An 11,928-nucleotide genomic window follows, 5' to 3' on the forward strand; every position below is an offset into this window, starting at 1 on the left:
TCAGGGTAAAGATAAAATTAAGAATAGAATCTCTACGCTATTGACTCAGCAAAATTCTTCAACCATTCTGCCATCACAATTTCATGCGTCGGTAATTCAAGACTCGCAATGCCTAGCGCCACTTTGGTAGCTCCTATGCGTTCGACCCGAAGCTCCATCAATGCCTGATCATACTTTTTGGGAAACTCGGGATGCGCCTGTACACCGACCATTCGCTCTCCAACTGAGAACATTGCAACAGGGCAATCAGGAGTCGATGCGAGCAATGTACTGTCGGGAGGCAGCTTCATAACCTGATCCTGGCACATCATCAACAGATTAACAGCGGGCAATGCTGGTACCATCCACTTACGATGTTGTAACATTTGAAAAGTATGCACACCTACACACCAGCCCACATCCGATTTTTCCACTTTTCCGCCCAGTGCTTCTGCCAGCATCTGATGGCCAAAACATACACCCAGATAGACTTTTTTCGATTGGTAAATTTGTTTTAAAAAATCCTTCAACCTGAAAATCCAGTCATCCTCATCATATACCGAGGACTTTGAACCCGTACAAATATACACATCACATTCGTTGACAGATGAGGGAAAATGTCCATTGCAAACATCGTAAAAGGTAAATTCCCACTCCGGCGCGACGGCAGAAAACAATGCCGGAAACATCTCACGATAGTCTCCGGCAATATTCAATAATTCGCTTCTCACATGGTCACATTCCAGCAGTCCGACTTTCATGCAGAATTAAGCGTTGATTTTTAAGTGAAATGATTTTGGCCTTGTCAATGCTTCGTATCCAACTGTTGACAATGTACAGCCTCGCCCGGAGTTCTTAACACCCGTCCATGCCAGCGCAGGATCCAGGTAATCACAGCGGTTCATAAACCATGTTCCCGTTTCCACCTGCTCACCGATTAGCAAAGCAGCATCGATATCAGTGGTCCAAATGGACGCTGTAAGACCGTACTGGCTGTCATTCATCAATTGAATGGCCTCCTCGTCACCGCTTACAGGCATGATACCCACTACCGGCGCAAAAGTTTCCTCCATCATCACCTCCATCGAATGATTGACATTGATCAAAACCTGCGGGGCCAGATAGGGAGTACCCGCCTGGTGAGAAGGAAAAAGTTTAGTATCAATGAGCGCAGTCGCTCCTTGTGCTATCGCTTCATCAATTTGCCTTTGGGCAAATGCGGCGGCTGATGTCCTCACCATAGGCCCTAATGTCGTTTCGCTATCGGTGGGATCGCCTAATGTGTAAGTTTTTGTGAGCTCCGCAAATGCATTCACAAACTCCTCATATACATCCTGATGCACATAAATGCGTTCAATTCCGCAGCACGATTGTCCGGAGTTAAAGAACGATCCATCCACCAGATTTTCAACAGCGTCAGCCAGGTTAGCATCCGCACGGACATAGGCAGGATCTTTCCCTCCAAGTTCCAGTCCACCAATGATAAATCTTGCATTAATAGCCTTCTGCACCGCGTGACCACCTTCCACTGAACCGGTAAAAGCTACATAATCAATGCGTTGGTCACCAATAACCTCTGCTACCTGGTCGTGACTCAAATGCAGATACTGAAAAACCCCTTCCGGCAAACCGGCGTATTCAAAGGCCGCTGCATACCGTTCCGCACACAATGGCGTTTGCTGGGCATGTTTCAATATGACCGCATTACCCGACATAATTGCCGGAATAACCGAGTTTACGGAAGTCAGATAAGGATAGTTCCAGGGAGCTACCACGAACACTATTCCCAAAGGATCGCGGCGGATAAATCTTTTAAAACCGGGAATTTCAGCCACTTCAACATCCGCCAAGGCCTTACTGGCAACGGAAATCATATAATTGGCACGTTCCTGAAAACCCTTTCGAATTTCGTTGGCCGTGTAGCGCACCGGGCGTCCCATTTGCCAGGTCAGTTCCAGGCCAATTTCATCGGCATTGGTTAAAAAATATTCGAGTGCTTTCCGACATACTGCCTCACGCTCGGCCAGCGAAGTTTTTCGCCATTCCTTTTGCGCAGAAACTGCCTTATTTAATGCTGTTTCAACCGCTGCGGCATCAGCCAGCGTACGTTCCACGTACACCGAACCGTCAATCGGACTGATCGTTTTTTGAGTCGACATAGTTTTTGGGAGAAGAAACAAGGTTTCCTCCTGCTCTAAATTAAAGTGGTGTTACGTACGCGGAAGTGATACCTCCGTCAACCAAGAAGTCCGTTCCGGTAACGAATGAGGACTCATCGGAAGCGAGAAACAATGCTGCATAAGCCATTTCTTTTGCCTCACCGAACCTGCCCATTGGAATGTGAACGAGGCGGCGTTGTTTCTTTTCTTCGGTATTCAAGAATTTCATCAGCAATTCCGTGCGCAATGGGCCCGGGCATAATGCGTTCACACGGATGTTCTCACGTGCGTGAATGATCGCGAGCTCACGTGTAAGAGCGAGTACTGCACCTTTGCTGGCGGTATATGCTACCTGCGGAGTAGCCGCACCCAGGATCGCTACGAATGAAGCCGTATTGATAATGGAGCCTCCGCCTGCACGCTGCAATGCCGGTATGCCATATTTGCACCCCAGAAATACCCCTTTCGCATTGATATTCATCGTCAGGTCCCAAATCGCCTCCTCGGTGGTCATGGCATTGTCATCATCGCTGTGCATAATGCCCGCATTGTTGAAAATGATGTTCAGCTTCCCGAACTTCTCTTCTGCAAATGCCACGGCCGCCTCATTATCAGCGGCTTTGGAAACGTCAGAATGCAGGAAAAATGCTTCTCCGCCATTTTTTACGATTTCATCCGCTGTTTCCTGGCCTGCGGCATCATTTACATCAGTCACCACGATTTTGGCTCCTTCTTTTGCAAACAAAAGTGCAGTCTCGCGGCCAATTCCCCCGCTACCACCAGTGATGAGGGCAACTTTATTTTCTAAACGCATTGGGTTGTTTATTAACGGTTTATATGAATTATAGTAATTGAGTTTCGGTGTTATTGGAAATAAAAATTAAACAAATCGTAAAACCTGACGGCTCCGCACCCATTGTCAAATTAATACGCATTGTACAAACAGGTGGCCCCGCCGGGGCCAAACTTGCAAAGATCAACCCTACATTCCTAGAAACAGGGAGCCGCTCTGCGGCTAGCATTTTGCTCCGGAGGAGCAACCTGTTTCTAGCAATCCATTGCCCGATTTTTGGGCTCCGGAGGAGCCTCCTAACGTTCATCCACAAAATCAAACAAATATTTATCGTCGATTTCAATCTCGAATTTCTCTAAAAAATCAATGTATTCTTCTCGAAACTTCCTCTTTCGGTGATGCTCTTCCTGATTCAAAATGTATTTGACTACTGAATCTATATCTGAATGGGAATAGGAAAAAACGCCATACCCTTCCTGCCATCCAAATTTATACTTTGTCCATTGTTTTGCATTGATAAATTCATTGCTTTCAACCTTAATTTGTTTAATGAATTCTGAAATTGAGTACGCAGGTTTAAAGCCGACGAAAATGTGTACATGATCTGGCATACAATGGACAGCCAGCATCTTCGCTTTCCGGTTTTGAACCAGGCCTGTGATGTATTTGTGCAATTCTTCCTTACGTTCTTTTGGAATTAGACTCTGTCTGTTTTTGACCGAAAAAACAAATTGAAGGTAAATTTGCGAATAGGTGTCTGCCATATTTTCTGATTAGTGTGTGACATTGAAATTAGGTTAAAACAACGAGCCTAAACGTTTCAAAATTATTTATTTAAAACGCATTAATAAACAGGTGTCGGGCTATGTAACATCCTGCATTGCAATAGACAGGCGGCCCCTCCGGGGCCAAATACGAATAAATCAATTCTCCATTTCTACAAACAGGGAGCCGCTCTGCGGCAACTACCTTGCTCCGGAGGAGCTACCTGTTTGTAGCACAGGATGTTTTGGGAATTTTCCGGCCCCGGCGGGGCCTCCTGTTTCTAACATATCCCCAATTTCTCATTCATATCTGTTCAAAATACCGTTTCCGCTCCCAATCCGTCACCGTGGTATCGTACGCTCTTTGTTCGGTTTTGAAAAAATGGGTGTAATGTGCTACTACTTCGCTGCCGAATGTATTTTTTGCAAATTCACTATGTTCAAACAATGCAGTTGCCTCAGCTAATGTATACGGTACTCTCGGCAAATGTGCTGCGGCATAAATATCCCCGATAAAGCATTCCGGCGGTTCAATTTTATTCTTAATACCATCCAAACCGGACGCTAGTGACGCGGCAAATGCCAGGTAAGGATTGCAGTCGGCGCCCGGAATTCTGCATTCAATTCTTAGGCTCGCGCCACTGCCTACTACCCGAAAACCTGCCGTACGGTTATCATAGCTCCAAGCCAGCCGCGTAGGCGCCCAGGAACCATCCACGAAACGTTTGTATGAATTCACGGTCGGTGCGTAAAAGGGCATGACATCAGGAACGTGCTTGATCCAGCCTCCCAGAAACCAGCGAAAAAGATCTGATCCTTTCACCGGCCCAAACTGCTGATCACCCGCAAAAGCATTCTCGCCGTCTTTCCACAAACTCATGTGAATGTGGCTGCTGGAACCTGCCTGATCGGTTGCGAATTTTGCCATGAATGTTACCGATAGCCCCATCGCGTCGGCTACTTCCTTCATACATTGCTTGTAAACAATGTGATTATCTGCCATTGGAAGCACTTCCGAATATTTTACATTCAATTCATGCTGCCCCAGGCCCCACTCTCCTTTGGAAGTTTCAACCGGTATGCCTGAATTTTTAAGATGTCTGCGGACTACAGATGTGTACTTTTCATTCCGCGTTCCCTGCATAATGTGATAGTCTTCCAGGTAATACCCGGCGGGCGTCAGATTCTGGTAACCCTGCTGAAATGCTTGCTTGTAGCTGTTTTCCAACAAGTAGTATTCCAATTCGGAAGCTGCAAAGCACTGCATTCCGCCAGTTTCCAGTACAGCAAGTTGCTTTTTAAGAATAGACCTCGGCGCTATGGATTCCAGTTTATGCGATTTCTCATTGTGCAGGTCGCAAATGACGAGCGCAGTTTTTTCCAGCCAGTCGGCGGTACGTAATGTGTTTAAGTCTGGTACCAGATGGAAATCCCCGTAACCCAGCTCCCAGTTGGCATATTCGTAACCGGGCACCGGCTCCATGGCCATGTCGGTAGTTAGCAAATAATTGCATCCATGGGTACCGGATTTTAGCACCGATTCCATAAAATAATCAGCGTCCACCCGTTTCCCCATCAACCGCCCGTAATGATCTGTGAAAGCGACCACGATGGTTTCTATCAGGCCCTCTCCTATTTTGGATTGAAGTTCTTCTGGGGTAAGGAATCCTTTTTTACTCATCGGAAAGGGTTAGTTTACAGTATTTAAGGTTAGCGTAATTTTTCTATCTTGGTATTCATTGGAAATTTCAGCAACACCTTTTTGCCGGATGCCTTTTCGAGTACCGGTGTCAGGATCTTCTTTGCATTTTCCCGGGTTTGATCTAATATACCCATATCCAATGCTGATTTCTGGATCTGCTTTTCAGCCTGTTTGTACGCTTCCTGAACCAGCTTACCTTCTTCATTAAAAGCGTATTCGGTATTATAAACCTTTGATTTACTGTGATCTATTTTAAAAACACAAAGCTCCGGGTCAGGCATGTGTACTACCAATGTTTCATCGTCTGAACTGATGTCGGCAATCACGATTTTGGTTAAATCCACACATCCAATCGCCTCCCCCTGAACGATAAGCACCGCTTTGGCATTGGGAAGCCACATTTTCACGATCTCTTCCTCCACCACGTCCTTGAAATTGTATTTAACCAGTTCCAGCTTACCCATAGCGGTGATCTCCTGCAAAACGATGGTATGCATGGTTTCGGTTTTGTCCTCCCCGTTAAGCCAGCTGGGCATCAGGTTGCCGGAACGAACATTAGTCCATAATGACTGGATCCCAGCCAACAAAAAAATCAAAACCAATAACTTGACCAACCACGATATCAACCGCATATTATTTTTCAATTAAAGCAACTTCCTCTTCCACCTCCCGCGCCATACGTTGCGCAATGATACTCGCGGCAATGAGCTGTAATGCGTGATACAACATGATGGGCAACAACATTACCCCTGCCTGAGCCCCTGAAAACAGCACTTTTGACATTACCGCGCCTTGTACCAATGATTTTTTTGAACCACAAAATACAGCTGTCACCCTATCTTCCCGATCAAATTTTAATAAGCCACTGATGAAAGTCAGCAAAAAGTAAATAGCGAAAAACATTGCCAGCATTCCTATCCCTAAAAATACAATTTCTTTTATTCCCAAAGAACTAAACAAATGCTCGCCGAAAGATTCGCAAAACGATGTATAAACGATCAGCAAAATGGAAGACTGATCAAAATAGCGGATGTATTTTTTATGCTTTTCGGCGAAATGTCCCCACCGCCTGTTCATTACAATACCGGCAAATACCGGAAGTAATACTTGCAATGCTAACTTTCCGACTACCGAAAGCAGATCAAAATGACCGGATCCTCCATCCATTACCACTCCCATCCAGAGTGGCGTAATGAAAACCCCTATCAGACTTGAAATGCTGGCATTGAAAATCGCGGCCGGAATGTTTCCTTTCGCGATAGAAACCATCACAACCGAAGACGACACCGTGGAAGGCAATGCCGTAAGAAAAAAGATCGCCAGCCACAACGTCTGACTTTCATCGGACACGAACAATGGTCTGAAAGCCAGTGCGATCAATGGGAATAACACGAATGTCGACAAATGCACCATGACGTGCAGCTTCCAATTGACGAGACCCGCGCGTAACTTTTCAGGACTGAGCCTCAATCCGTAAAAAAAGAATATCACGGAAACCGCGTAAGTTGAAATCGTACCTAATGGAACGGGACTTTCTTTCATTCCCGGATACGGCCACAGCCACGCCAAAACGATCATTCCGATCAATGCGAGCATGAAACCGTCCAATCCTGATTTTTTCGCCGTTTCAAAAATTTTATTCATATTTCCTGCATTTAACATCAGCTCCCGGCCATTAGCTTCATTGTGCATATTAATAATTTACTTTGTAACCCGGACAAAATCACGCAAATAACCTATCAAAACCCATCATAATGATCTCCTTTTCAACAAGACAATGGCTATTTACATTATTACTGACTCTAAATATTATACCAACAGTGCAAGCACAATGGAAGTTGGTCTGGGCCGACGAATTTGACAAAGACGGTGCCGTTGACCCTACCGTATGGCAGCCGGAAAAGGGTTTTGTCCGAAATCATGAAGCGCAATGGTTTCAGGGCGAAAATGCTTATTGCAAAGGTGGTTTTCTGATCATTGAAGCAAAAAAAGAGAGGAAGAAAAACCCGAATTACGTCGCAGGCAGCACGAACTGGAAAGAAAACCAGGAGTATGCCGAGTACACTTCCGCCAGTATCATTACCCGAGGCAAGAAGAGCTGGCAGTACGGACGTTTTGAAATGAAAGCGAGGATTGATACGCGTTCAGGACTGTGGCCGGCGTTCTGGACATTGGGGAATAAGGGAGAATGGCCCGATAACGGAGAAATTGATATCATGGAATTTTACCGTGACATGCTTCTTGCCAATGTGGCCTGGGGTTCGGCGGAACAATATAAACCAGTCTGGAATTCCGTTAAAAAGCCGCTAAGCTCTTTCAATGATCCTGAATGGTCCAGCAAATTTCACGTATGGAGAATGGATTGGGATGAAACCTCGATCGGCCTGTATGTTGACGATGTGCTGCTTGCCTCACAGGATTTATCGAAAACCATTAATGTAAGAAACAAAGACATTCACCCATTCCGCCACCCACATTATATCTTGCTGGGCATGGCTGTCGCCGGAGATAATGGCGGAGATCCGTCAAAGACGGTGTTTCCTGCAAAATTTGAAGTTGACTACGTAAGAGTTTATCAAAAGCAATGAAGACTACCGGCCAATCAAATCGGGCTTCATTGATCGTAAATTCTTTCTAACATTCTTTGGACTTTTCTTGCGCCTGCCCCACCAGATGATAAAACCGGTGACGGGTAAAGTTGCGCAGATTAGGCTGGCGAAAAACATTAGAATCTTTCCCGGAAGGCCAAGAATCGCACCTGTATGGATATCATAGTTCATCCGACGCAGCGTTTGTGCAAAATTGGCCTCGCTATACTTGCCGGTATAAGGCCCTTTTGCATTGATTTTTTTCAATGTATGCTGGTCAAAATAGGTATAATCCACCTTATAGTAGGTACCTTCCCTGAAATTGACATAGGAGAAAATCGACTCAGATTTGAGGTGCGGAAATGAAATATTGAGACTGGAATGCTTCGGATATTCTTTTTGCAAAATGTGCCAGGCGCGATCAACAGCCTGCATAGGTTTGGAAACTGTTGAGACAGCCGTCGTGTCAGAGGTAGGATTGTAATAAACATCCGAACCTTCGCCGCCGGTGGCTGTATATAGTCCCTGAGAAAACCATTGAAAGCCCCAAACCAGCCCGGTAATGGCTAGTACCACGCCAATTGACATGATATAGAACCCAAATACATTATGCAGGTCATAGTTTTTTCGGCGCCAGGCCGCATTCCATTTGATTGAAAACCGCTGTTTTGCGGCAGATTTGTTCTTTGGCCACCACAATACTAATCCGCTGATCATCATAACCAGAAAAATCAATGTAGCGGATGCCACTACAGGTTGCCCGACTTTTTCAGGGAGCCATAGATAGTAATGCCCGTGCAGGATAAAATGGAAAAAATCTCCGTCCTCGTTCCAGACTTTGACCACTTTTCCGGTATACTGATTGATATAAACGACGTAATAATACTCCGGATCAAGGTTGTAAAAACCGACCTGTGCATTGCGGGAGGGAACGTCATAGAGTACGCCATTGGCTTTCTTACCCGGAAGTGCCTTCTCTGCACTGGCCGCTAAGGCCGATGGCGGCAGTACCCTGGCATCAACGGTTGCGGGAACGTCCACAAACATATAAGGCTGTGTAAAACTTTTGATTTCCTGCTCAAATGCCAGAATACAGCCAGTCAGGGATATAACGATCACAAGAACCCCCGAAACAAGGCCCAGGTAAAGATGCAGTTGACCAATCAGTTTTTTCATCTCCTTCAATATTTCAATTGCTTATTTAGACTCAATTAAAATACTAAGGTAGTATGAACATCACGAACCACCAAAAGAAAAGCCTGCACGAGGCAGGCTTGTTATGATCAAAAGTCGTAGCGGTAAATCCCTTCCACCTTGGTAGTCGGCGGCATGTGGGTGAGCGTTTTAACCAGCCCGTCGTGCAGGCTGAACACCCAGCCGTGCAAATGCACCTCCTGCCCCTGGTTCCACGCGCCTTGTACAATGCTTGTTTGTGCGAGATTTTGCACCTGTTGGATCACATTCAGCTCCACCAGTCGGTCGAAACGCTGTTTTTCGTCTTCAATTGCATCCAGTTCTGAAGCATATTTGTCGTAAACATCCTTGATATTATGCAGCCAGCGGTTGATAAGGCCCAAATCCTTATGCATCATCGATGCCTTCACGCCGCCGCATTGGTAGTGCCCTACAACGAGTATATGCCTCACTTTCAACACCTCCACGGCATATTGCAACACGCTGAGCATGTTCATATCGGTATGTACCACGAGGTTAGCGACGTTCCGGTGTACAAACATTTCGCCCGGCTGCGAGCCCGTCAGATCCTCAGCCGGCACGCGACTGTCGGAACAACCGATCCATAGGAAATCCGGCTTCTGGTCTTTCGCCAGATTGTCAAAATATGTTTCGTCAACTTCGAGCTGCCGGGCTGCCCAAGATTTGTTGGCGGTCAATAGGCGGTTAATGAGTTCCATTTTGCGATTGATAATTGAAGTGCCAAAATAATACAATCTATCTCGGATTCATTCAAAAGCGAACACCTTTTAGCAGAAAAATCCGTAATTTTGCACTCTTAAAAACCGCAGTAGGTTAAGGATATATTGCCATTTACATTACCAGCTCGCAGCCAACCGCTGACAGCTAACAGCACATATGAAATATAACGAATATAAAAACCTGAGTTATCCGAAAATCGGAGACGAGGTGCTGCAATTCTGGAAAGACCAAAAAATCTTCGAAGCGTCGGTCGAAACCCGTGAAGGTGCTCCCACTTTTACATTTTTTGAAGGCCCTCCTTCCGCTAACGGAACGCCGGGAATTCACCATGTGATGGCGCGTGCGATCAAAGATATTTTTTGCCGCTACAAAACTTTACAGGGGTTTCAGGTGAAACGCAAAGGTGGCTGGGACACGCATGGTCTCCCGGTTGAATTGCAGGTTGAAAAAGAGCTTGGCATTACAAAAGACGACATCGGGAAGACTATTTCCGTTGAAGCATATAATGAAAAGTGCCGCCAGACGGTCATGAAATTTACCGACCAATGGAATGACCTGACTGAAAAAATGGGGTATTGGGTGGATCTTGAAAATCCATACATTACCTATAAAAGCGAGTACATCGAAAGCCTTTGGAGCCTGCTCAAAAAGCTGTATGACAAAGGTTTGCTTTACAAAGGTTACACGATCCAGCCTTATTCCCCGGCTGCCGGAACCGGTTTGTCGTCGCACGAACTGAACATGCCGGGAACGTATAAGGATGTAAAGGATACGACTATCGTGGCGATGTTTAAGGTGAAAGATGCTGAGACTTGGCAAGTCTTCTCAGACTTGCCAAGTCTTGATATTCGAATACTAGCCTGGACAACAACCCCCTGGACACTCCCTGCAAACTCAGCCCTGACCGTCGGTGCCAACATTAATTATGTACTTATCAAAACATTTAATCCCTACACCTACGAACCCGTAGCAGTCGTATTGGCGAAGGATTTGATCGGTAAATATTTTTCAGAAAAAGGTCAGGATGGTGATTTTGACGGTTTTGCTGCGAGTGATAAAAAACTATTGCCATGGTCAATCCTGAGTGAATTCAAAGGTAAAGACCTGGAAGGCATTGAATATGAGCAGCTCATGCCTTATGTTCAACCGGAGCAGCCTGCGTTCCGGGTGATTATCGGTGACTTCGTTACTACCGAAGACGGTACAGGCGTGGTGCATACCTCTCCTACTTTTGGTGCGGACGATTTCCGGGTGGCGCAGGCCAATGGAATTCCCGCTATTATGGTGAAAGATGAAACTGGCAAAGATGTTCCTATCGTCGACCGCCGGGGACGTTTTGTGAAAGAAATTACAGATTATGCGGGCCGTTTTGTGAAGCCGGAATACTATTCGGACGAAGAGCAAAATGATCCCGAATTCCGGGCTACCGATGTTTTGATCGCGATCAGACTGAAAGAAGAGGGCAAGGCATTTAAAGTAGAAAAATACGAACACCCCTACCCACATTGCTGGCGGACTGACAAACCAGTGCTGTACTATCCGATGGATAGCTGGTTTATCAAAACCACGGCAATGAAGGACAGGCTGGTGGAATTGAACAAAACGATCAACTGGAAGCCCGAAAGTACCGGAACGGGGCGTTTTGGAAACTGGCTTGAAAACCTGGTAGACTGGAACCTTTCGCGCTCACGTTACTGGGGTACGCCGCTTCCGATCTGGCGAAATGACCACGGTGACGAAGTTTGTGTGGGCTCCATAGCGGAATTGAAAGATCTTTTAGAAGAAGCGATCATTTCAGAACATTTAACGAGAGAACAGTCCAGACTTAATTCCGATTATCTTCAAAAACTTGAACACGGGGACTTCGATCTGCACCGTCCTTATGTGGATAACATTGTGTTGGTTTCAAAAAGAGGCCATGTAATGCACCGCGAACCGGACCTTATCGACGTTTGGTTTGACTCCGGCGCGATGCCGTATGCTCAATGGCACTACCCGTTTGAAAATC

The 11,928-nt window shown here is 45.9% G+C and carries 11 protein-coding genes; 2 read left to right on the plus strand and 9 right to left on the minus strand.

Features of this window, described 5'->3' with window-relative positions; all coding sequences use genetic code 11:
* Window positions 1-32: 32 nt before the first annotated feature.
* The 7 genes from ABIO93_RS02095 to ABIO93_RS02125 form a co-directional block, all read right to left on the minus strand.
* Window positions 33-740, minus strand: a complete 708-nt coding sequence (locus ABIO93_RS02095) for an amidotransferase (RefSeq protein ID WP_348063907.1) — start codon at window positions 738-740, stop codon at window positions 33-35.
* A 6-nt stretch (window positions 741-746) separates the two neighbouring features.
* Window positions 747-2,138, minus strand: coding sequence for an aldehyde dehydrogenase family protein (locus tag ABIO93_RS02100; RefSeq protein ID WP_348063909.1), 1,392 nt, complete (start codon window positions 2,136-2,138; stop codon window positions 747-749).
* Window positions 2,139-2,178: 40 nt separating this feature from the next.
* On the minus strand, window positions 2,179-2,952 hold the full coding sequence (locus tag ABIO93_RS02105) for a glucose 1-dehydrogenase (RefSeq protein ID WP_244822139.1): 774 nt from the start codon (window positions 2,950-2,952) through the stop codon (window positions 2,179-2,181).
* A gap of 275 nt (window positions 2,953-3,227) precedes the next feature.
* Window positions 3,228-3,695: an IS200/IS605 family transposase gene (tnpA, locus tag ABIO93_RS02110; RefSeq protein WP_348063912.1), complete on the minus strand. Its 468-nt coding sequence runs from the start codon at window positions 3,693-3,695 to the stop codon at window positions 3,228-3,230.
* A gap of 304 nt (window positions 3,696-3,999) precedes the next feature.
* On the minus strand, window positions 4,000-5,376 hold the full coding sequence (locus ABIO93_RS02115) for a glutamine synthetase family protein (RefSeq protein ID WP_348063914.1): 1,377 nt from the start codon (window positions 5,374-5,376) through the stop codon (window positions 4,000-4,002).
* A 29-nt stretch (window positions 5,377-5,405) separates the two neighbouring features.
* A complete protein-coding gene (locus tag ABIO93_RS02120; RefSeq protein ID WP_348063916.1) occupies window positions 5,406-6,029 on the minus strand; it encodes a DUF4230 domain-containing protein in 624 nt (207 codons plus the stop codon).
* 1 nt (window position 6,030) lies between these two features.
* Entirely contained in the window at window positions 6,031-7,041 is a 1,011-nt protein-coding gene (locus ABIO93_RS02125; protein ID WP_348063918.1) for a bile acid:sodium symporter family protein, read from the minus strand.
* Between the two features lie 110 nt (window positions 7,042-7,151).
* Between ABIO93_RS02125 and ABIO93_RS02130 the strand changes: the two genes are divergently transcribed.
* Window positions 7,152-7,985, plus strand: coding sequence for a glycoside hydrolase family 16 protein (locus ABIO93_RS02130; protein ID WP_348063920.1), 834 nt, complete (start codon window positions 7,152-7,154; stop codon window positions 7,983-7,985).
* Window positions 7,986-7,988: 3 nt separating this feature from the next.
* Here the strand turns inward: ABIO93_RS02130 and ABIO93_RS02135 are convergent, their stop codons facing one another.
* Window positions 7,989-9,161 carry a PepSY-associated TM helix domain-containing protein gene (locus ABIO93_RS02135; RefSeq protein WP_348063922.1) on the minus strand — a complete coding sequence of 391 codons (1,173 nt, stop codon included), beginning with the start codon at window positions 9,159-9,161 and terminating at the stop codon, window positions 7,989-7,991.
* A 107-nt stretch (window positions 9,162-9,268) separates the two neighbouring features.
* Window positions 9,269-9,898 carry a carbonate dehydratase gene (gene can / locus ABIO93_RS02140; RefSeq protein ID WP_348063924.1) on the minus strand — a complete coding sequence of 210 codons (630 nt, stop codon included), beginning with the start codon at window positions 9,896-9,898 and terminating at the stop codon, window positions 9,269-9,271.
* Between the two features lie 178 nt (window positions 9,899-10,076).
* On the opposite strand from can, the gene ileS reads away from it, so the two are divergent.
* A partial coding sequence (ileS, locus tag ABIO93_RS02145) for an isoleucine--tRNA ligase (protein WP_348063926.1) occupies window positions 10,077-11,928 on the plus strand: 1,852 nt, incomplete at its 3' end.

Origin of the sequence: Dyadobacter sp., from assembly GCF_039919315.1 — a bacterium.
In the GTDB taxonomy this organism is placed as follows: Bacteria; Bacteroidota; Bacteroidia; order Cytophagales; family Spirosomataceae; genus Dyadobacter.

Excerpts from the sequence above, each read along its gene's own strand:
- ABIO93_RS02095 (WP_348063907.1), bottom strand. The coding sequence starts at position 740 with ATGAAAGTCGGACTGCTGGAATGTGACCATGTGAGAAGCGAATTATTG.
- ABIO93_RS02100 (WP_348063909.1), bottom strand. The coding sequence starts at position 2,138 with ATGTCGACTCAAAAAACGATCAGTCCGATTGACGGTTCGGTGTACGTG.
- ABIO93_RS02105 (WP_244822139.1), bottom strand. The coding sequence starts at position 2,952 with ATGCGTTTAGAAAATAAAGTTGCCCTCATCACTGGTGGTAGCGGGGGA.
- tnpA (WP_348063912.1), bottom strand. The coding sequence starts at position 3,695 with ATGGCAGACACCTATTCGCAAATTTACCTTCAATTTGTTTTTTCGGTC.
- ABIO93_RS02115 (WP_348063914.1), bottom strand. The coding sequence starts at position 5,376 with ATGAGTAAAAAAGGATTCCTTACCCCAGAAGAACTTCAATCCAAAATA.
- ABIO93_RS02120 (WP_348063916.1), bottom strand. The coding sequence starts at position 6,029 with ATGCGGTTGATATCGTGGTTGGTCAAGTTATTGGTTTTGATTTTTTTG.
- ABIO93_RS02125 (WP_348063918.1), bottom strand. The coding sequence starts at position 7,041 with ATGAATAAAATTTTTGAAACGGCGAAAAAATCAGGATTGGACGGTTTC.
- ABIO93_RS02130 (WP_348063920.1), top strand. The coding sequence starts at position 7,152 with ATGATCTCCTTTTCAACAAGACAATGGCTATTTACATTATTACTGACT.
- ABIO93_RS02135 (WP_348063922.1), bottom strand. The coding sequence starts at position 9,161 with ATGAAAAAACTGATTGGTCAACTGCATCTTTACCTGGGCCTTGTTTCG.
- can (WP_348063924.1), bottom strand. The coding sequence starts at position 9,898 with ATGGAACTCATTAACCGCCTATTGACCGCCAACAAATCTTGGGCAGCC.